This is a genomic window from Phycicoccus sp. Soil748, from assembly GCF_001428025.1.
In the GTDB taxonomy this organism is placed as follows: Bacteria; Actinomycetota; Actinomycetes; order Actinomycetales; family Dermatophilaceae; genus Pedococcus.
In genome coordinates this window covers 85141-105054 of the sequence record NZ_LMSC01000012.1, presented here as the reverse complement: position 1 = coordinate 105054, position 19914 = coordinate 85141, and the positions used below count along the sequence as shown (strand labels likewise).

Genomic DNA, 19914 nt, shown 5'->3' with positions numbered 1-19914 from the left:
CCTGCCGCGCATGCCCGGCGGAAGCGCTGGTAGTCGCCCGCCATGGCGACGTCCACCTCCAACGGCGCGGGGTGGGCGGTGTCCCCCGCCGGGCGTTTGTCCGCCGATGCGCCCGGGTACGGGATCCGTTGCGGCAGGGATCGATCCCGGCGACGGGATCCCCTGCCGCACCACGACTCGGCGAGAGTCGGTGGCGGCACGGACGGAAGGCCCACGATCGTGGATCGCATCGCAGACATATGGGGTGCACCCACCCCCCACGCGCGGGGCACTGTGTGGCCGGTACGGGTCGACCAGCACCTCCACGAGGGCGTGGCCGAGGCCGACGTCGAGCAGTGGGTGCAGTCAGCCTGCCTGTTGTGCAGCAACGGGTGTGGCGTCGACATCGCCGTGAAGGACGGCCGCATGGTCGGCGTGCGCGGCCGGGCCGGGGACGTCGTCAACCACGGGCGGCTGGGTCCCAAGGGCCTGTACGGCAGCACCCCCTGGGCGAGCGCCCCCGACCGCCTGACCCGGCCCCTGGTCCGCGACGGCGACAGGCTGGTGGAGACCGACTGGGAGACCGCCATGGGCCGGGTCGTGCAGGAGTCGAAGCGCCTGCTGGACAAGGCCGGTCCGCTCACGCACGCCTTCTACACCAGTGGGCAGCTCTTCCTCGAGGAGTACTTCGCCCTTGCCACGATCGGCAAGGCAGGCCTCGGCACCCCGCACATGGACGGCAACACGCGCCTGTGCACCGCCACGGCCGCAGCCGCGATGAAGGAGTCGTTCGGCGCCGACGGCCAGCCGGGCAGCTACACCGACATCGAGCACTGCGACGCGATCTTCCTCTACGGCCACAACATGGCCGAGACCCAGACGGTGCTCTGGTCGCGGGTGCTCGACCGCACCCGCGGGGACGACCCACCTCGCGTCGTCTGCGTCGACCCGCGGCGGACACCAGTGGCCCGGGAGGCGGAGCGCACCGGCGGCGTGCACCTGGCACCGAAGGTCGGGACCAACCTCGCCCTGGTGAACTGCCTGGCGCGGGAGGTGTTCGCCAACGGCTGGGTCGACGAGGAGTGGGTGGCCGCACACACCCTCGGACGCGAGGAGCTGTGGGAGACGGTCTCGTCCTACGACCCCGAGCGGGTGGCGGGCATCTGCGGGGTCGACGCCGACGACCTGCGTCGGGCCGCGCGGATCTTCGGGGAGAGCGGGGCCGTGCTGTCGACCGTGCTCCAGGGCTTCTACCAGTCGCACCAGGCGACGGCGTCCTCCGTCGCGGTCAACAACCTGCACCTCCTGCGGGGCATGATCGGCCGGCCAGGCTGCGGGATCCTGCAGATGAACGGCCAGCCCACGGCACAGAACAACCGCGAGTGCGGGGCCGACGGCGACCTTCCCGGCTTCCGCAACTGGGACAACCCGAAGCACATCGACGAGCTGGCCAGGCTGTGGAACGTGGACCCGCTGACCATCCCCCACTGGGCGCCGCCGACCCACGCGATGGAGATCTTCGACCATGCCGAGGCAGGCAGCATCGAGTGGCTGTGGGTCAGCGCGACCAACCCCGCGGTGTCGATGCCCGAGTCGGGGCGCATCCGCCGGATCCTCGCCCAGGAGTCGCTCTTCGTCGTGGTGCAGGACCTCTTCCTCACCGAGACCGCCCAGCTGGCCGACGTGGTGCTGCCCGCGGCCGGGTGGGGGGAGAAGACCGGCACGTTCACCAACGTCAACCGCACGGTCCACCTGTCCGAGGACGCCGTACGACCCCCCGGCGAGGCCCGCAGCGATCTCGAGATCTTCCTCATGTACGCCCGCGCCATGGGGTTCACCGACAAGGACGGCGCACCGCTCGCCGCCTGGGAGACACCCGAGGAGGTGTTCGACGCGTGGCGTGAAGCCAGCCGCGGGCGGCCGGTCGACTACAGCGGACTGACCTACGCCATGCTCCGCGGCGGCAGCGGCATCCCCTGGCCGGTCAACGAGTCGGCTCCCCACGGCACCGACCGGCTGTATGCCGACGCGCAGTTCCCCTCGGACACCGAGGTGTGCGAGACCTACGGGCACGACCTGCTCACCGGCGCCGAGGTCACCGAGGAGGAGCACCGCGCCATGGCGCCCGGCGGTCGCGCCTTCCTCAAGGGCGCGGAGTACTCGGCCCCGCACGAGGAGCCGAGCGACGAGTACCCGCTGCTCTACACCACCGGCCGCACCGCCTACCAGTTCCACACGCGCACCAAGACCGGTCGCGCGAGGTCGCTGCAGAAGGCTGCGCCGGCCGCCTGGGTGGAGCTGTCGGTGGACGACGCGCGGCAGCTGGGCGTCGCCGAGGGCGACGTCGTCCGGGTCGAGTCGCCGCGCGGGTCGATCGAGGTCCCGGCCCGCGTCGGTGAGGTCATGCCGGGGGCGGTCTTCGCGCCGTTCCACTACGGCAGCTGGGAGCCCGAGCAGGGAGCGACGGCCGGCGCCGGTCCCGGGCAGGCCAACGAGCTGACCATGGCCGTCTGGGACCCGGTGTCCAAGCAGCCCTACTTCAAGACAGCGGCGTGCCGTGTCACCAAGGTGCGCGACGGCGCAGGACCGAGCCCGGCCCCCACGACGACCGCCTCGCGACCCGCAGCGGACGCCGGCACGGCAGGCCGACGCTCGGTGCCGCAGACCGCCGGCGGCGACGCCACCTCCAGCACCCTGGTCGACGACCCGCCACGCTTCCCCCTGGACCCGGCGCAGGACGGAGACCACTGATGCCCCGGCTCGCCACCTACGTCGGCCTCGTCGACCACGCCGAGCAGGTGCTCGCCGAGTCGCTGCGCACCGTCGCCGAAGCCCAGGCCAAGCACCCGGACATCCACTTCATGTGCGAGACGCTGGCGAAGATGTCCGACGCCCACCGCGAGGAGCTCGCGCCGGTGGTCGAGCGCTACGGCGAGGACGACGCCTCCGAGCCCGAGCGGCTGCACGCGGCCGGGCTCGGCGAGGCGCGCACCGGCCCGCTGGGGCTGCTCCGCGACCTGCAGGACCTCCACGTCCTCGCCCACCTCGTCCTCAGCTCCTGGACAGTGATTCGGCAGGGCGCCCAGGGACTGCGCGACCGGGAGCTCCTCGAGGTGGCGGAGGCGTCCGCGGCGGAGACCCGGCGCCAGATCGCGTGGTTGCAGACCCGCATGAAGGTCGCGGCCCCGCAGGCCCTGATCGTCAGCCCATGAGCATCACTGTCCTGCAACGGGCACAGCAGCGCGCGGGGGCGCTCGGCGCTGGTCTGTATGCCGCCGTCCTCGCCTTCGCGCTGCTCGCCGTCGCCGGCGCCGTCGGGCTCGGCCTGTCACAGCCGTGGCTCTTCCCCAGCCTCGGCCCCACGGTGATGCTCTTCTTCGAGAGCCCCGGCGAGGAGTCGTCACGTCCCGGGCACACGCTGGTGGGCCACCTGGTCGGCATCGCGGTGGGCTGGGCGATGCTGCACCTGTTCGCGCTGCAGGGCCTGCCGCCGGCGCCGGTGGGTGCCCTCACCGCGGGCCACGTCCTCGCCGGGGCGCTCTCGGTCGCCCTCACCTCACTTGTCCTCGTGGCCGTGAAGCACCAGCACCCACCGGCGGGCGCGTCCACGCTCATCGTCAGCCTGGGCATCCTGTCGAGCCCGTCGCAGCTGCTGACCATGGTGCTGGCGGTCCTGCTGGTCACCTCCCTCGGCTGGGCCCTGAACTTGCTGCTGGGTCAGCGGATCAGGGCCTGACAGGTGCGTCCGGACCGCCGCGCGAACCGCGCTGCGGACGCCACGGCTCGTGCTCGTGGGCGAGCCAGACCTGCACCGGGTCCAGCGCGGTCCAGCCGCGGGCCTCGGTGCGCGGCTCGTCGAGCTAGACCGGCTTGCCGGCGAAGAGGTGGTTGCCGCCGCAGTGGTCGAAGTGCAGGTGGTAAGTGTTGACCACGACGTCGGCCCCGGCCAGCACGCGTTCGCCTTCGGCGAGCAGCTCGGCGACGAGGACGGGGGTGACGGTGACCTCCATGGGATCAGTCCTTCCCGGGCTCGCGCAGGGACAGGCGGTAGGTGAGCCAGCTGGAGCGCTCGGCCCCGGCCGCGTCATAGAGGCGCTGCGCGCGGGTGTTGCCCGGAGCCGTCATCCACGACAGGGCGGGGCAGCCCCGCTCTCGAGCGCGCTCGGCACAGGCCTCCAGGAGCAGCCTCCCCACGCCCTGGCCGCGGGTCCCGTCGGCGACGAACAGGTCCTCCATCACGGCGAGCCGGGACGCGCTGGTGGTGTCCCAGCTCCACAGCAGGGTGGCGAAGCCGACCAGCCGCCCCGACTCCTCCCGTGCCACCAGCTGCAGACCGTCCGGGCCGTCCTCGCAGAAGGCCCGGGCCATCGCCAGGAGCGCGTCGTCCTGCGGCGCGGCACCGTAGAAGGAGCTGTAGCCGTGCAGCAGCGGCAGCAACGCCGGCAGGTCGTCGCTCGTGGAACGGGTGATGACGGTCCCCATGGACGAGGACACTAGACCCGGCCGGGGACGGTGGACCCGGCCCAGGACAGTGGACCCGGCCCAGGACAGTGGACCCGGCCGAGGGTAGCGGGCCGTCAGCGCACGCCCTGGCCCACCGTCGACTCCACGAGCCCGGCCGCCAGCTCCCGCAGCTTCTTGTTCCGGTTCTGGGACGCCTTCGAGAGGATCGCGAACGCCTCGTCGGCGCTGCAGTGGTGCGTCGACATGAGGATCCCCAGCGCCATGTCGATCACCTTGCGCGACTCCAGGGCCCGCTTGAGGTTCTCCGCCTGGGCCATCGCCTCGGCGTGGGCGTCGGCGTTCATGACGGCCACGGCGACGTGGGCGGCCACCGCCTCCGCTGCCGCCACCGACTCGTCGGTGAACGAGCCGGCGCTGCTGGAGTAGACGTTGAGGCCGCCGATCGTCGAGCCCTGGAACGGCAGCGGCGCCGACATCGAGCTGTGCAGGCCGAGCTCGCCGACCACCCGCGGGGTGTAGCCCGGCCAGCGCGTCTCGGTGGCCAGGTCGTTGGCGACCAGCATGAGGCCGGTCCGCCCCGCGTCCATGCACGGGCCGTGCCCGGTGGAGTACTGCAGCTCGTCGGCCTCGTAGGCCAGCCGGCCGGCATACGCCGCGGTCCAGGCCCGGTCACCGCGCATCAGGGTGATCGAGGTCTGCTCGGCCCCCGGGAGCGCGTCCCGGGCGATCTGCACGACCTCCGTGAGCACATCGTCGAGCCCACGGTTCACCAGCACCACCCGTGCCAGGGCGGAGTACACCTCTGCCGTCGTCACCTGATCACCTCCGGTCGACCGCGGCACCGGCGGCGCCACTCGTGGGTCACCGGCTCCCTACCCACGGGCCGCCCCGTCCATGCGGCCAGGACCCGCCCTGCCCACGAGAGGACCCCACCGCCGCAGGTCACCGCCCGTGGAAGCTCATGCAGATGACGGAAGTGCGCCGGCGCCGGCGCTCCTAACCTCGGGGCCATGCGAACCCACGCAATCCGCACCCTTGCCGCGCTCGCCGTCACCCTGACCGCCACCACCGGTACCGTCGTCCTCGCCGCCCCCGCCGGGGCCGCCACGGGCTACAGGGTGGAGGTCACCTGCTCGGTGCCGAAGAGGCAGCCGGAGCGACAGCTCGCCCCCGACTCCTGCCTCAACTACGTGCCCGACGGGACGCAGACCTACACCGCCAAGGTCCGCAAGGCTGACGGCAGCGCGGCCGCCGGGGTGACGGTCAAGTGGACGGACAACGCCACCAGTGCGCACTTCCGCCTGAGGCAGAACCCGTGCACCACCAACAGCAGCGGCGTCTGCTCGGCCGAGCTGGTCGTGAAGAACCCGAAGAAGGGCCAGAAGGTCACGGTCACCGCGACGGTCGGCGGCGCGTCGGACAACGGCTACCTGACGTTCGGCTGACCGCTCCCACCCGGGGAGGCTGCAGCGGCCCGGCGTCCGTAGCCATGGACGGTGGCGAGGACCACGACACCGACCAGGCTGCCCACCACCGTCTCCACCCCTCGGTCGAGGACGAGGCCGGCCGCCGGGACGTGGCGCGCGGTCTGGCCCATGAGCAGGGCCAGCGGCGTGATGAACAGCAGCGCCAGCCCGTAGTTGCGACCCACCAGCAGCTCGGTGACGAACTGCAGCACCGCGACGAGCAGCACCAGCGCGACGCCCCGCAGGTCGAGGGCGAGCAGCGCCGCGCTCGGCAGCAGCCCGAGCAGCGTGCCCACGACACGGTGCACAGCCCGTCCGAGCTGGCCCGTCACCCCGCGGACCCCCAGCGGCGCCACGGCCGAGACCATGGCCCAGTACGGATGGCCGATGCCCAGCGCGACCGCGGCACCGCCCGCCACCACGACCGCGACGGCGTCACGCACGGGCAGCCACGACCAGCTCCACGCCAGGGGAAGGGGCGGCGGTTTCGGGCGGCGGCTCCTGGCCGAGAAGAGTCCCCCGACGGCACCCACCACGAGGGCGAACACCGCTGAGGCAGCGGTCACGAGCAGTGCCGGCACGACGTCACGAAGGACGTGCGGCGCGGACGAGCACCCGCCGAACGCGAAGACGAGGAACAGGCACCCCGGTGGGTGCCAGTCCTGGGCACGGGCCAGGTGCGACCCGGCGAAGGCCACCAGGCCCGCAACCGGCACGGCCCACGACGACGGAGACGGCAGGGAGCCCACGAGCACACCCGTCACCGCCGCGACCGTGAGGGCGGCACCCGCCGTGGCCTGCATGGTCGCTCGCGACAGGTGCCGGTGGTTGCGGCCGTAGAGGGAGGTGAAGGCACCGAACGCGGCGTACGCCGACCACTCCGGACGACCCGCCAGCGTCACCGCGGCGAGTGGCACGAAGACCGACACCGCCGCCCGGGCGGCGACCCGGTGCGCCCCCTGGTGCGGGCGCAGGTGCAGCAGGTCGAGCCTGGTCACCGGCCGTTCCCCGCGCCGGCGGCCGACTCGAGCAGGGCCTTCAACCGGGCGAGGTCCTTGGTGGTGGCACGACGCATCGCCCGCTCCAGCGCCGGTGCGGCCACACGGGCGAAGCCCGAGGGCACCCCCCGGTTGCGCAGCGTCATCCGGGTCCGGCCCTCCCCCGTCACGTCCCAGGAGTACGTGGTCTCCATCGGGAACGGGCCGTCGGCGGTCCGCATGACGAGCCTGCGACCGGGCTCGAGCTCGACCACCTCGTAGGTGTAGGCAAGACGCCGACCGAGGAAGTGCGCGACGAAGGACATCCTGGAGCCGAGGGTGAGTGGTGGCGGGGTCTCCCACTCGACGGACCGGATGTTGGCATACCACTCGGGCGCCCTGCCGGGGTCCCCCGCGAAGTCGGCAACCACCGAGAGCGGTCGCGCGATCGTGCACTCCACCTCGACATCGACTCCCATGACTCCATGGTCCCTCACCCGGAGCCGGCGGGACGTAGTGCCCTGTGGCCGGCGACCGGGCGCTCATAGCGTCGGGAGCAGGACGACACGAAGGAGTGGTGGACATGCGACGGCTGCTGGTGCTCGGAGGCGGCACGGCGGGGACGATGGTGGTGAACCGGTTGCGGCGCGCACTGCCGCGGTCCGAGTGGGAGATCACCGTCGTGGACCGCGACGACGACCACCGCTACCAGCCCGGCTACCTGTTCCTCCCCTTCGGGACCTACACGCCGGACCAGGTCACCCGGAAGCGGCACACCTTCATCGCGGACGGCGTCGACCTGGTCCTCGCAGAGGTGGAACGCGTCGACGCCGACACCAACGAGGTCCTCCTGACCGACGGGCGCAGCCTCGGCTACGACTACCTCGTCATCGCCACCGGGACCGTGCCGCGCCCGGACCAGACCCCGGGCATGCTCGGCAGCCAGTGGCGGCGCAGCATCTTCGACTTCTACTCCTACGACGGCGCGGTGGCGCTGGCCACGGCCCTGCGCTCCTTCGACCACGGGCGGCTCGTCGTCCACGTCACCGAGATGCCGGTCAAGTGCCCCGTCGCCCCATTGGAGTTCACCTTCCTCGCCGACGCCTGGCTGCGTGACCGGGGGCTGCGAGACCGGGTGGAGCTCGTGTTCGTCACCCCCCTGTCGGGGGCGTTCACCCAGCCCATCGCCTCCGACCAGCTCGGCGCCATGCTCGAGGAGCGCAAGATCCTGCTCGAGCCGGACTTCATGGTCGAGCGCATCGACGACGTGCAGAAGCTCCTCGTGTCCTACGACGAGCGCGAGGTGCCCTTCGACCTGCTGGTCACGGTCCCGCTCAACATGGGCTCGGAGGTCGTCGCGCGCTCGGGCCTGGGCGACGAGCTCAACTACGTGCCCGTCGACAAGCACACGCTGCAGTCCACGGCCCACGACAACGTCTTCGCGATCGGTGACGCCTCCGACATCCCCGCCTCCAAGGCCGGTTCGGTCGCGCACTTCTCGGTCGAGGTCTTCGTCGACAACTTCCTGCAGCTGGTCCACGGCCGGCCGATGACGGGGTCCTTCGACGGGCACGCCAACTGCTTCGTCGAGACCGGTGACGGCAAGGGCCTGCTCATCGACTTCAACTACGACACCCAGCCGCTGCCCGGCAGGTACCCGCTGCCCGTGGTCGGGCCGCTGAGCCTGCTCAAGGAGACCCGCGCCAACCACCTGGGGAAGCTGGCGTTCCGCTGGGTCTACTGGAACGTCCTGCTGCCCGGTCGACCGCTGCCCCTCCCGGCCCTGATGTCCATGGCGGGCAAGGTCGTTCCCGCCGAGGGCTCCCCCACCCAGGGCTCACCCACCCCGTCACGAGAAGAGGACTGAGAGACCATGCCCGTCACCACCATCGACAGCCGTCCGGTGCACGTCGACCAGGAAGGCTTCCTCACCGACCCGGGTGAGTGGGACGAGGACCTCGCCACCGCCCTCGCCGCCCAGATCGGTATCTCGCTCGGCGAGGCGCACTGGAAGGCGATCCGCTTCCTGCGCGAGGACTTCGCCGCCCGCGGCGAGACCCCGACCCTGCGCCGCGTCACCGTCGCCGGCGGCATACCCACCAAGGAGCTGTTCACGCTCTTCCCCCAGAAGCCCGCCAAGAAGCTCGCCTACGTCGCCGGCCTGCCCAAGCCCCACGGCTGCGTCTAGGCCCACCGCCCCGTTCCCCGAACCCAGGAGGAGTCCTGATGACCACCACCGACACCGCACCCGCCATCGTGCCGAGCTTCGACACCGCGTCGAGCCAGGGGCGCAAGCTCGCCATCATCTGCTCCAAGGGCAGCCTCGACATGGCCTACCCCGGGCTCATCCTGGCCAACGCGGCGCTCGGCGAGGGCGTGGAGACCCACATGTTCTTCACCTTCTGGGGCTTCGACATCATCAACAAGCAGACGATGCACGACCTGAAGTTCACGCCCCTCGGCAACCCTGCGACCCACATGCCGCAAGGCCTCGGCGGCATCCCCGGCATCACCCACATGGCGACGTCGAAGCTGAAGAAGTCGATCGCGGAGCTCGACGTGCCCGAGGTGCCGGAGTTCCTCGAGCAGATCGTGGCCTCCGGCGGGCACCTGTGGGCGTGCCGCATGTCGGCGGACATGAACCACCTGACCGAGGACGACCTGTACGACGAGGTGGAGGCCATCATCAGCGCCAGCGACTTCATCGAGAAGACCGAGGGCGCCCAGCTCCTGTTCATCTGAACGGCGCGGTCGTGGACGGACAGCTGGTGCCCGCTGCGTCACCGGGCCGGGACGCCCCGCCGTCCGGGCCCGCGGACCCGGCTCCCCTGCCGCTGCGCGTCGCCGCGGTCGCCGTGGCCCGGTGCGCCGGCCGGACCGCGGTGCTGCTGGCTCGCCGGGAGGTGCACCTGCCGCGCGGGAACGTGGGGCTGCGCCTGCGTTTCGGCGACGGCAGCATCGGAAGGGTCTACCGCGAGACCGTGGTCGCCCACCCACCCCGCACGCAACGGTGCGTGCTCGTGGTGTCGTTCCGGTTGCGCGGGGTGAGGGGCCTGGGCCACCGTGCCTTCGAGGTCGAGAGCCTGCTCAACACCCCGCTGTTCGTGGGGTTCCCGGGGTTCGTCTCCAAGCTGTGGATCGCAGCGGACGAGCGGGGCGTGTACCGGGGCCTGTACGACTGGGACGACCCCGACCTCGCCGAGGCGTATGCGCGCGCCCTGTGGTGGGTGCTCGCACTCGTCAGCCACCGGGCGTCGATCCACCACCGCGTGGTCCCCGGCAGCAGCAGGGTCGAAGCGTTCGCCGCGGCGGAGCGGCCGGACCCGACTGCTGCACAGCGTCTGTCGGACGACGAGGTCATGGAGGAGGACGGCTGGTGGCGGGTCACCGAGGTCTCCTGAGCGACGTCGACGTCCTCGTGGTCGGGGCCGGGCCGACAGGCCTGGTCACTGCACTGCAGGCCCACGACCACGGCGCCTCGGTGCGGGTGGTCGAGCGCCGGCCACGCGCCTTCCGGCCGTCGCGCGCCATGGTCGTGCACCCCCGGACGCTGGAGGCCCTGCGTCCACTGGGCGTCACGGAGGCGCTGCTCGACCGCACGGACGGCGACCCGCGGGCCGAGCTGCACCTCGGGCGCCGCACCCTCTCCGTGCGCCTCTCCGACCTCGGGCTGCCGGACAGCCCGTTCCCCCACCCTGCCCTGGTGCGCCAGGCGGACGTCGAGGACGTGCTGGCGCAGGCGCTGGAGCGGCGCGGCGTCGCCGTCGAGCGCGGTACCGAGCTCGTCACCCACCACGCCGACGAGGACGGGGCGCAGGTGCGCCTGCGCCGTGACGGCCCGGACGAGCAGGCGCGCTGCCGCTTCCTCGTGGGGTGTGACGGCTCGACGAGCACCGTCCGCCGTGGCGCCCGCGTCGAGTTCGCCGGGGCAGGGCACGCCGAGGAGGTCGTGCTGGCCGACGTCGACCTGGCGACCACGCTCACCTCGGACCGCCTGCACGTCACCGTCGGGCGGCACGGCCTCGCCTTCCTCTTCCCGCTCGGTGAGAACGGGGCGCCCTGGCGGCTCCTGGCCACCCGCCCCGCACGCGCCGGCGGCGAACCGCCCACGCGGGTGGAGGACGACGAGCTGGATCGACTGGTGGCGGGCGCGGGACTACCGGCCGTGGTGACGAGGTGCGCCTGGTCGTCGGTCGTGCCGTTGCAGCACCGGGTCGCGTCGACGTTCCGCGAGGGGCCGGTCTTCCTCGCGGGCGACGCCGCCCACACCAGCTCCCCGGCAGCCGCGCAGGGCATGAACACCGGCCTGGTCGACGGCCTCAACCTCGGGTGGAAGCTCGCCCTGGCGGCCGGTCACGACGCGGCCGAGCCGCTACTCGCCTCCTACGGCGACGAGCGCCGCCCCGTCGCCCGGCAGGTGGTGGCGCTGACCAGGCTCGTGCTCTTCGCCGAGGCGTCGACCTCGCCGGTGGCGGAGCTCGGCCGCGCCCACTTCGCTACCGGGCTCGTGCCGCTGCTGCCCCACCTGCTCGGGCGGCGCCGGCTCTCCGCCACCGTCGCCGCGGTCCTGTCCCAGCGCTGGGTCCGCTACCGGCACAGCGTCCTGTCCCTCGACGACACCCCGTACGCCGCCGGGCCACGCCCCGGGGACCGCCTTCCCGACCGCGAGGTCCTCGTCGACGGACGGACGCGGAGCCTGCACGAGCTCACCGCCCGGCCCGGCATCCACGTGCTGCTCGACCGCGACGCCTCCGCACCCTCCCGCACGGGGCAGCACGTGGTCCTCCACCGCCTCGACGACGCACCGGGCTGCGGCGTGGTGGCGGTCCGGCCCGACGGACACGTGGGCTACCGGTCGGCTCGCGGCGACCTGACCGGGCTGGACCGGTGGCTCGACCTCGTCAACGGGCTGGACCGCACCACTACACGCACCCGCAGCGATGCCCGTGCCGTGGCCCGCACCCGTGCTCCCGGGACCAACGACCCTCCCGCCCGGGCGTCTCCCCGGATGGACTGGACCTCGAGGGGTCACGATGGGCACAGGCCCGGATCGAGTCAACGACCATGACGACCAGCAGTGTCGATGCCGAAGGTGGCCGAGTCCAAGGCCACCCGCGTGGAGATCCACTGAGCGACCGCAGGATCGGGACGACAGGATGAAGAAGCACTCGCAGCCCGACGCCCGACTCCGGGCGCGTCGCCTTGCCACCCGGAAGGACGACGGCCTGGACAGCGCCCCGCTGCGTGAGCTGCTGCAGCGGCTCATGGCCACCGAGGAGGCCCTTGCCACACTGGGCTCGGACGCCCCCGACGTCCTCGCCGAGACCGCCCCCGGCCCGGGCCTGGACGACACCACGGAGATGATCCGGCGCCAGCAGGGCGCCCTGGTGCGGGAGCTGCGCCGTCGCCGGGCCGCCTCGCGGCTGCTGGGCGGTGACTCGCGGCGCGCGCCCTCGGCGGCGTGGCCGCCACCGCCATGGTGACGACCGCCGGGCCGACCGGCGCCGTCAGCCTCGACGCCCACGTCCGGCGCTGGGTCGAACGCGGCCTCATCACCCCCGAGCAGGGGCGTCGCATCCTGGCCGAGGAGCACGGCGAGACCGCTGCCGCAGCGGTCGCGACCGGGCCGACCGTGTCCGAGCCGGGCCCGGCGGCCGCGGTGGCCACACCTGCCCCCGGCCTGCCGGTGACCGTTCCCACCACGCCGTCCGGCAGCCTCGTGACGGAGGCCCTCGGCTACGTCGGAGGCATCCTCATCCTCATCGCGGCCATGGTCATCGGGGGCCTGTACTTCGACGACCTCGGACGGGTGGGCCGCCTCGCCGTCACCCTCACGGCCACGACGGCCCTGGTGGTGGCGGGCTTCCTCGTGCCCGTCGCGGCCGACCGTCCTGCGACCGGCCGGCTGCGCTCGGTCCTGTGGGTGCTGGCCGTCATGGGCACCGGGCTCTTCACGGGGCTGCTGGCGGACCAGACGTTCCACCTGGCGGGCGAGGAGGTGGCCTTCGTGACGTCGGCGGCGACCACCCTCGGGGCCGCCGAGCTCTGGCGTCGCCACCGCTGGCTGCCGCAGCAGGCCGCGGTACTGGTCGGCCTCGCGGTCGCCCTCGGCTCGGGGACCGCTGCCTTCCTCGGCGACGGCGGCTCGGACGCGTCCGGCCTTGCCATCTGGGGACTCGGCGGGGTGTGGCTGATGCTGGGATGGGGCCGGCACCTGCGGCCGCGCTACGGCACCGACCTGCTGGGTGGCATCACGCTGTCGGTGGGCTCCGAGATCACCATGGAGCACGACTGGGGCTCGGTGCTCGCGGTGGCCTCGGCGGTGCTGCTGGTCCTCGCGGGGGTGCGCCTGCGCAGCCTGGTCCTGCTCGCAGTCGGTTCGCTGGCGACGCTCGGCGTCGTGCCGGGGGTCATGCAGCGCTACTTCCCGGACACCGTCGCAGCCCCCCTCGCCCTGCTCGCCGTCGGCATCGTGCTGGTGCTCGCGGCGCTGGCGACCACCAAGGGGTGGGGCCGGCATCGGGGTACGGGTGTGGTGGCCAGACGTGAACCTGCACCGTTGCCGGGCCTGGGCGTGCCGACGATCGCCGGTTTCGCCGTCGTCGTGGCTGTTGCCGTCGCGCTCCTCGCCGTGACCTGAGGGGCGTCAGGCACTCGGAGCCGCGTCGCTCAGGGAGCCGCGTTGCTCAGGCCGGCTCGACCGGCTGGCGCAGGATGGTGCGGAGCCGTTGCGGCGCAGCGCGCCTGGGGTCGCCGAGGTAGATCTCGTGGTGCCGCCCCCGCGGCCGCAGCCCGCCGTCCGCGATCGCCGTGTGGAGCCGCGCCAGGGACGGGGCCTCCTCGGCGTACGGACCCACGTGCAGCAGCTGCGCACACCGGCCCTCCGTCCACGTGCGGAGCTCGATCCGGTCCAGCGCGGTGAGGTTCTTGCCGCGTGCCTGGGCGACGGCCTCGGCGACGACGACGGCGTCGATCGGGTCGCCCTGCACGATCATCGCCTCCCAGCGCCACTCGCCGCGGTCGGTGTCGGCCATCGTCGCGCCGCCGCGGGCCACCTCCTCCACGATGCCCTGCTGTCGTTCACCCTCCACCCACCACAGCGCCTCCAGCGGCATCACCGCAGGCGCCTCGCCGAACGCCTTGCGCGACAGGAAGTGCGCGCCCCAGCTCACCGCGTACAGCGCCTGGATGGCAGCTGCGAAGTCGAAGCCCTCGGGGGCGCCCTGCCCCGGCACGACGAGGTAGGACAGCTCCGGCACGTCGACGAGCTCCACCCTGCCGCGGCGGGGCTTGTACAGCGCGGACAGGGGCTGCGTGGCGACGGTCATCCACCCAGCGTGGGACGCCCCCGGGCGCGGGACAGGGGGCGAAGGTCCCGGGACGACGGCCGGCGTCAGGGTGGCTCAGGAGCGGCCGGCCGAGCCGCGGACGAGGAACGACGTGGCCGAGTCAGCGGTCCGCAGCTCGTCGGCGTCGTCGTCCTCGATCCGGAAGCCTGCGCGCTTGCTGAGCCGGTCGACCAGCTCGACGAAGTCGAGGGAGTCGAGCTCGAGCTCCTGGCGCAGGTCCGCTGAGCCACCCAGCTCCGCGAGCGAGGCGTCGGGCACGATCTCCCGCAGCGTCGTCTCGAGCATGCTGCGGGCCTCTTGTGGGGTCATAGCTCCTCCGGTCTCTGTAGCAACGCGTCGATGGCCCTGAGCAGCCTCGCCCCGGTGGCCCCGTCGCTCGCGCGGTGGTCGCCGGCCAAGGTGGCCGTGACGAGCGGGCGCACCCCGATGAGCCCGTCGACCGCCCACGGGCGCTCGACCGGGGTCCCGAACCCCACGAGGGCCACCTGCGGCGGGTAGATCACGCCCTGGACGCTCTCGACCCCCTGCTCCCCCAGGTTGGACACCGTGATGCTGGGCTCGGCCAGCTCGGAGGCGCGCAGCCGTCCACTGCGCGCCCGGCGGGTCAGGTCGCGAACCCTGGCCATGGTCTCCACGACCGACACCGAGTCGGCCTCGGCGATGGCCGGCACGAGCAGGCCCCCGCCGCGCAGCGACACGATGAACCCGAGTCGCACCTGCACGGCGGGCACGAAGCCGCCGTCGACCCAGTGCCCGTTCAGCTGTGGCACCTGACGGGCGGCGCGCGCGGTGGCCGCCAGCATCAGCGCTGCGGGGACGAGGCGGTCGGCGATTTCCAGCTCGCGGTTGCGCTCGTGCATCCACTGCAGGGCGGCGTGGAGGTCGATGGTGGTGCTGAGGTAGTAGTGCGGGACCTCGCGGTTCGACCGGCTCATCAGCGCCGCGATGGCGGTCCGCATGTCCTGCGGCGCAGCGTGTTCCGCGCGGGGCGGGGTTGTGGCGGGCGGTTCGACCGGGCGACCGTCCCGGCCTGCGGCGGCCGCGTCCCGGCCGGCGGCGGCCGCGTCCCTGACGTCGGCAGCGCGGATGCTCTCCCCTGGCCCCGATCCCGCGAGCGTGGCGAGGTCGACCCCCTGCTCCGCAGCCAGCCGGCGCGCCAGCGGGGAGACGCGAAGCCTGCCGGCTCGCCCGGTGGGTGCCGCCGCAGGTACCCGGCCACGGCCCCGGGGACGTCCCACGTGCCGGTCGAGCGGGTGCCGGTCCACCGCGTGTACGGCGACCGCGTGCTCGACGTCCTGGCGGGTGACCGCTCCGTCGGGGCCCGTGCCGGTGAGCTGGTCCAGGTCGACGCCGAGCTCCCTGGCACGGTGGCGCAGGACCGGGGAGGGAGGGTGGACGGCGGGCACGGCGACGACGGGCGGCGTTGCGGCCACAGCAGGCACGGCCTCGACGGGCGCGGCGCCGTGACCGTCCGCGATCACCGCGAGCGGGGCCCCCACCGGGACCGTCTGGCCCTCCTCGACGAGCAGCTGCTGCACCGTGCCGTCGTCGAAGGTCTCCACCTCGACCGCGGACTTGGGCGTCTCGACCACGGCCACGATGTCGCCGCGGTGGACGGCGTCACCGGCCTTGACGAGCCACTCGAGCAGGATGCCCTCGTCCATGTCGGCGCCGAGCGAGGGCATGCGGAACTCAGCCATCCTCACCCACCGCCCGTCGTGCCGCCTCCACGATCCCGGGCACCTGGGGCAGGGTCGCCTCCTCCAGGTGCTGGGCGTAGGGCACCGGGACCTCGACCGCGCCCACCCGTTCGACGTGTGCGTCGAGCTCGAAGAACGCCTGCTCGGCCACGCGGGCGCTGACCTCCGCTGCGAGGCTGCCGGTGCGCCAGGCCTCGTCGACGACGACGAGCCGGTGGGTGCGGGCGACGGACTCGAGGATGGTCGCGTCGTCCAGCGGCCGGAGCACCCGCAGGTCGACCACCTCGGCGCTGATCCCCTGTGCTGCAAGGGACTCCGCAGCCGTCAGCGCCTTGCCGAGGGTGCCGCCGAAGGCGACCAGCGTGACGTCGGTGCCGCTGCGCCGTACGGCTGCACGCTCGATGTCCACGGGTCCGGGGTCCGCCGGGAGGTGGCCGGAGAGGTTGTAGAGGGAGCCGTGCTCGAAGATGACGACGGGGTCGGGGTCCTGCAGCGCGGGCCACAGCATGCCGCGGGCGTCCTCGAGGGTCGCGGGGGCGAGCACGCGAAGGCCGGGGATGTGCGCGTACCAGCCCTCGAGGCTGTGGGAGTGCTGAGCAGCGAGCTGCCGGCCGGCGCCGGTCGTCATGCGGATGACCAGCGGCACCGACAGCTGCCCTCCGGACATGTGGCGCAGCGTGGCTGCGTTGTTGAGGACCTGGTCGAGCGCCAGCAGGCTGAAGTTGACCGTCATGATCTCGACGACCGGACGCATGCCCCGCATCGCGGCGCCGATCCCCGCCCCGGTGAACGCGGCCTCGGACAGGGGCGTGTCGCGCACCCGGTCCTCGCCGAACTCCTCGAGCAGCCCGAGGCTCACCGCGAACGCCCCGCCGTAGCGGCCGACGTCCTCGCCCATGAGGAACACGCGCGGGTCGCGACGCATCGCCTCGCGGTGCGCCTCCCTCAGGGCCTCGCGGTACGTGGTGGCCGTGGCCGTCGGCGCAGGTGGGGCCGATGCCTTGCGGCCGCGGCGGTGGGTCGCGGTGGCCGTCCGCGGGCTCATGACGCGCTCCCCTCGCCGGGCCCGGTGCTGGTGAGGTGGCGCGTGAGGTCCTCGACGGGCTCGAGAGGCGCCGCGTCGGCGGCAGCGACCGCCGCGGCGATCTCCTGGCCGATCTCCCGCTCCCACTGCTCGACGTCGGCGGTGGTCACCTGACCCCGCTGCACGAGCTGCTCGGTCAGCGCAGGGATCGGGTCGGACCGCTTCCACTGCTCGATCTCGGCCGGGTCGCGGTAGCGGTCGGGGTCGTACATCGAGTGGGCGCGGAAGCGGTAGGTCCGCAGCTCCAGGAAGCACGGCTGCCCGCTGTCACGGACGTAGGCGAGGGCCTTGGTCGTCGCCTCCCGCACCTGGGTGACGTCCATGCCGTCGACCGCCCACGAGACCATGCCGTACGACGCGGCGCGCGCGGCGAGGTCGGTCTGCGCGTGCTCGCGGGCCAGCGACGTCCCCATGGCGTAGCGGTTGTTCTCGCAGCAGAACAGCACGGGGAGGTGCCACAGGGCAGCCAGGTTCGCGCTCTCGTGCCACTCCCCCTCGGCGAACGCCCCGTCGCCGAACAGGCACGCCGTCACGGCAGGGCTGCCGGTCAGGTGGTCGGCCAGCGCCAGGCCGACCGCGACCGGCAGGCCCCCCGCCACGATCGCGTTGCCCCCGTAGAACCGGCGGCCGGCGTCGAACAGGTGCATCGAGCCGCCGCGTCCGCCGCTGCAGCCGGTGGACCTCCCGAACATCTCCGCCATGATCGCCGTCATCGGCACCCCACGCGCCAGGGCGTGCCCGTGCTCGCGGTAGGTCGACACGACCGCGTCCTCGGCTGCCAGCGCGCCCACGACCCCGACGGCGACTGCCTCCTCGCCGATGCACAGATGGAGGAAGCCGCGGATCTTGGTGGCGCTGTAGAGCTCTGCGCACTTCTCCTCGAACCGCCGGATGCGCAGCATCGCCCGCAGCAGGCCGGCGGGCGTGTCCGCGCCGCTCGTCCCGGTCGCCTGCTCGGTGGTGTCCGCGGCCGCACGCTCGGTCGCGGTCCCGCTCCTCTGCTCGGTCGCGGTCATGGCTGTCCTTCCACCGTCGAGAGGTCGCCCTCGGGCAGCCCGAGCTCGCGGGCCTTGAGCAGCCGCCGCATCACCTTGCCGCTGCGGGTGTGAGGGAGTGCCGGGTCGAAGGCGATCTCCCGCGGGGCCACGGACCCGAGCCGGTGCCGCCCGAACGTGATGAGCTCGCGCTGCAGCGCCGGCGTCGCCTCGTACCCCGCCCGGAGCGTGACGAAGGCCTTGACGATCTCGCCGGCGAGCGGGTCGGGCTTGCCGATCACGCCGACCTCCGCGACGGCGGGGTGCTCCATCAGGGCGCTCTCCACCTCGAAGGGGCCGATGAGGTGGCCGGCGGACTTGATGACGTCGTCCGCCCGCCCGACGAACCAGCCGTAGCCGTCGGCGTCGAAGCGGGCCAGGTCGCCGCTGAGGTACCAGCCGTCGGCGAAGCAGGCGCCGTAGCGGTCGGGGTCGTCGAGGTAGGCGCGGAACATCGAGGGCCACCCCGGTCGCAGCGCCAGCTCCCCCACAGCGTCGGGCTCGGTGAGGACTCGAACGTGCCCGTGGACCACCGCGGCCCGGCCGTCCGGCCCGCGCTCGAGGACGGCTGCGGTGATGCCCGGCACCGGCCGCCCCATGGACCCGGGGCGGATCGCCATACCGGGGTAGTTGCTCACCATGATCGCGCCGGTCTCGGTCTGCCACCACGTGTCGTGCACCGGCAGCCCGAACGCCTCGACGCCCCACACGACGGCCTCGGGGTTGAGCGGCTCACCGACGCTGACCACGTGCCGCAGCGCCGGGAAGGTGTACTCGTGGGCCATCTGGGACCCGACCCGCATGAGCATCCGCAGCGCGGTCGGCGCCGTGTAGAAGACGGTGACCCGCTCGTCCTGCAGGGTGCGGTACCAGCGCCGGGCGTCGAAGTCGGCCGAGTCCGTGACCACCGTGACCCCGCGGCACAGCGGCCCGATGATGCCGTACGACGTGCCCGTCACCCACCCGGGGTCGGCGGTGCACCAGTAGACGTCCCCCGGCCGCAGGTCCAGGGCGTACATCGCGGTCACGTGGTGCGCCACCACGGCCTCGTGGACGTGCACGGCCGCCTTCGGCTTCCCCGTGGTGCCGCTGGTGAAGTGCAGCAGGGCCGCCTGGTCCGGACGGGTCTGGGCGATCCTGAAGCCGTCGCGGTCCAGCGCCGCGGTGGCCGACTCCACCATCGCCGCCCACGAGCCGGTGTCCTCGGGGCGCGCGCCGGATGCAGCGTCCGCGTCGTCGTCGGCCGGCGCCGCGGCGCCGTCGACGAGGAGCACCGTCTCCAGGTGCGGGAGGCGGTCGCGGAACTGGGCGACCTTGCGCTCGTACGAGATCCGGTCCGTGACCAGGACCCGGACCTTCCCCAGGGACAGCCGCTCGAACACCGGCTCCGGGCCGAAGGCCGGGAAGAGCGGGCAGTAGACGGCGCCGGCCTTGAGCGTGCCGAGGACGGTCAGGTACAGCTCGGGCGAGCGCTGCAACAACGTGCACACGCGGTCGCCCGGGTCCACCCCGAGCGCCTGCAGGCCCACGGCCACGGCGTCGCTCGCCCGCCGGAGCTCGGCGTAGGTCAGCTCGGTGACCAGCTGCCCGCGGTCGAGGAACCGCAGGGCGACCACGTCCCGCAGCGGTCCGGTGGCGTGCCGGTCCACCGCCTCGTGGGCCATGTTGAGGCCGCCTCCGGGCAGCCCGGCGAGCAGGCCCCGAGCCTGCTCCCAGCTGAACGTGCGACAGCGTTCCTCGTAGTCGCCGACGAGCGGTTCGAGCAGCGGGACGTGCCGGATCTCGCGGTCGGTGCGGGTCGAGGTGTCCGCCATGAGCCCACGATGCACCGGCGCCCGAGAGGCCAGCAGGGACCAAAGGC

At 73.1% G+C, this 19914-nt stretch carries 22 protein-coding genes; 11 read left to right on the top strand and 11 right to left on the bottom strand.

Annotated elements, in window-relative coordinates; genetic code table 11:
* The first annotated feature begins 216 nt into the window (after nt 1-216).
* From ASG70_RS16735 to ASG70_RS16725, 3 genes are read left to right on the top strand one after another with little or no spacing between them, the layout of a single operon-like run.
* Nucleotides 217-2730 carry a molybdopterin oxidoreductase family protein gene (locus ASG70_RS16735; protein WP_056885326.1) on the top strand — a complete coding sequence of 838 codons (2514 nt, stop codon included), beginning with the start codon at nt 217-219 and terminating at the stop codon, nt 2728-2730.
* Nucleotides 2730-3191: a hypothetical protein gene (locus ASG70_RS16730; RefSeq protein WP_056884980.1), complete on the top strand. Its 462-nt coding sequence runs from the start codon at nt 2730-2732 to the stop codon at nt 3189-3191. The genes ASG70_RS16735 and ASG70_RS16730 overlap by 1 nt, the downstream gene beginning before the upstream one ends.
* A complete protein-coding gene (locus tag ASG70_RS16725) occupies nt 3188-3715 on the top strand; it encodes an HPP family protein (RefSeq protein WP_056884979.1) in 528 nt (175 codons plus the stop codon). Before ASG70_RS16730 ends, ASG70_RS16725 begins: the two co-directional genes overlap by 4 nt.
* Before the next feature lie 124 nt (nt 3716-3839).
* Here the strand turns inward: ASG70_RS16725 and ASG70_RS20165 are convergent, their stop codons facing one another.
* The 3 genes from ASG70_RS20165 to ASG70_RS16715 form a co-directional block, all read right to left on the bottom strand.
* A complete protein-coding gene (locus ASG70_RS20165) occupies nt 3840-3989 on the bottom strand; it encodes a hypothetical protein (protein WP_235531557.1) in 150 nt (49 codons plus the stop codon).
* Nucleotides 3990-3993: 4 nt separating this feature from the next.
* The gene (locus ASG70_RS16720) at nt 3994-4461 is read right to left on the bottom strand and encodes a GNAT family N-acetyltransferase (RefSeq protein ID WP_056885325.1); all 468 of its coding nucleotides are present in this window, start codon (nt 4459-4461) and stop codon (nt 3994-3996) included.
* Between the two features lie 95 nt (nt 4462-4556).
* Complete coding sequence (locus tag ASG70_RS16715; RefSeq protein ID WP_056884978.1) at nt 4557-5258, bottom strand: GAF and ANTAR domain-containing protein; 702 nt, start codon at nt 5256-5258, stop codon at nt 4557-4559.
* Between the two features lie 195 nt (nt 5259-5453).
* Between ASG70_RS16715 and ASG70_RS16710 the strand changes: the two genes are divergently transcribed.
* Nucleotides 5454-5888: a hypothetical protein gene (locus tag ASG70_RS16710; RefSeq protein WP_056884977.1), complete on the top strand. Its 435-nt coding sequence runs from the start codon at nt 5454-5456 to the stop codon at nt 5886-5888.
* Here the strand turns inward: ASG70_RS16710 and ASG70_RS16705 are convergent.
* Nucleotides 5870-6907, bottom strand: coding sequence for an FUSC family protein (locus ASG70_RS16705; protein ID WP_082590956.1), 1038 nt, complete (start codon nt 6905-6907; stop codon nt 5870-5872). The two genes, ASG70_RS16710 and ASG70_RS16705, sit on opposite strands and share 19 nt — an antisense overlap.
* Nucleotides 6904-7365, bottom strand: coding sequence for an SRPBCC family protein (locus ASG70_RS16700; RefSeq protein ID WP_056884976.1), 462 nt, complete (start codon nt 7363-7365; stop codon nt 6904-6906). The genes ASG70_RS16705 and ASG70_RS16700 overlap by 4 nt, the downstream gene beginning before the upstream one ends.
* A 104-nt stretch (nt 7366-7469) precedes the next feature.
* Between ASG70_RS16700 and ASG70_RS16695 the strand changes: the two genes are divergently transcribed.
* The 7 genes from ASG70_RS16695 to ASG70_RS16665 all read left to right on the top strand — a co-directional run bounded on the left by ASG70_RS16695 (nt 7470) and on the right by ASG70_RS16665 (nt 13526).
* On the top strand, nt 7470-8753 hold the full coding sequence (locus tag ASG70_RS16695) for an NAD(P)/FAD-dependent oxidoreductase (RefSeq protein ID WP_056885324.1): 1284 nt from the start codon (nt 7470-7472) through the stop codon (nt 8751-8753).
* A gap of 6 nt (nt 8754-8759) precedes the next feature.
* Nucleotides 8760-9074: a TusE/DsrC/DsvC family sulfur relay protein gene (locus ASG70_RS16690; protein WP_056884975.1), complete on the top strand. Its 315-nt coding sequence runs from the start codon at nt 8760-8762 to the stop codon at nt 9072-9074.
* 38 nt (nt 9075-9112) lie between these two features.
* Nucleotides 9113-9628 (top strand): DsrE/DsrF/DrsH-like family protein, encoded by a 516-nt coding sequence (locus ASG70_RS16685; RefSeq protein ID WP_056884974.1) that lies wholly within the window; start codon nt 9113-9115, stop codon nt 9626-9628.
* A gap of 11 nt (nt 9629-9639) precedes the next feature.
* Nucleotides 9640-10287 carry a hypothetical protein gene (locus tag ASG70_RS16680; RefSeq protein ID WP_200949321.1) on the top strand — a complete coding sequence of 216 codons (648 nt, stop codon included), beginning with the start codon at nt 9640-9642 and terminating at the stop codon, nt 10285-10287.
* Nucleotides 10263-11954, top strand: a complete 1692-nt coding sequence (locus ASG70_RS16675) for an FAD-dependent monooxygenase (RefSeq protein WP_156400068.1) — start codon at nt 10263-10265, stop codon at nt 11952-11954. The genes ASG70_RS16680 and ASG70_RS16675 overlap by 25 nt, the downstream gene beginning before the upstream one ends.
* A gap of 88 nt (nt 11955-12042) precedes the next feature.
* Nucleotides 12043-12369 carry a hypothetical protein gene (locus ASG70_RS16670; protein WP_056884973.1) on the top strand — a complete coding sequence of 109 codons (327 nt, stop codon included), beginning with the start codon at nt 12043-12045 and terminating at the stop codon, nt 12367-12369.
* Nucleotides 12348-13526 carry a DUF2157 domain-containing protein gene (locus tag ASG70_RS16665; protein WP_056884972.1) on the top strand — a complete coding sequence of 393 codons (1179 nt, stop codon included), beginning with the start codon at nt 12348-12350 and terminating at the stop codon, nt 13524-13526. Before ASG70_RS16670 ends, ASG70_RS16665 begins: the two co-directional genes overlap by 22 nt.
* Before the next feature lie 46 nt (nt 13527-13572).
* Here ASG70_RS16665 and ASG70_RS16660 read toward each other — a convergent pair whose 3' ends face one another.
* The 6 genes from ASG70_RS16660 to acsA form a co-directional block, all read right to left on the bottom strand.
* A complete protein-coding gene (locus ASG70_RS16660) occupies nt 13573-14214 on the bottom strand; it encodes a GyrI-like domain-containing protein (protein ID WP_056884971.1) in 642 nt (213 codons plus the stop codon).
* Between the two features lie 75 nt (nt 14215-14289).
* On the bottom strand, nt 14290-14544 hold the full coding sequence (locus ASG70_RS16655) for an acyl carrier protein (protein WP_082590955.1): 255 nt from the start codon (nt 14542-14544) through the stop codon (nt 14290-14292).
* Entirely contained in the window at nt 14541-15935 is a 1395-nt protein-coding gene (locus ASG70_RS16650; RefSeq protein ID WP_056884969.1) for a 2-oxo acid dehydrogenase subunit E2, read from the bottom strand. Before ASG70_RS16650 ends, ASG70_RS16655 begins: the two co-directional genes overlap by 4 nt.
* The gene (locus ASG70_RS16645; RefSeq protein ID WP_082590954.1) at nt 15928-16980 is read right to left on the bottom strand and encodes an alpha-ketoacid dehydrogenase subunit beta; all 1053 of its coding nucleotides are present in this window, start codon (nt 16978-16980) and stop codon (nt 15928-15930) included. Before ASG70_RS16645 ends, ASG70_RS16650 begins: the two co-directional genes overlap by 8 nt.
* Nucleotides 16977-18035 carry a pyruvate dehydrogenase (acetyl-transferring) E1 component subunit alpha gene (gene pdhA / locus ASG70_RS16640; protein ID WP_200949320.1) on the bottom strand — a complete coding sequence of 353 codons (1059 nt, stop codon included), beginning with the start codon at nt 18033-18035 and terminating at the stop codon, nt 16977-16979. The genes ASG70_RS16645 and pdhA overlap by 4 nt, the downstream gene beginning before the upstream one ends.
* Complete coding sequence (gene acsA / locus ASG70_RS16635) at nt 18032-19867, bottom strand: acetate--CoA ligase (RefSeq protein WP_082590953.1); 1836 nt, start codon at nt 19865-19867, stop codon at nt 18032-18034. Before acsA ends, pdhA begins: the two co-directional genes overlap by 4 nt.
* Nucleotides 19868-19914: the final 47 nt, after the last annotated feature.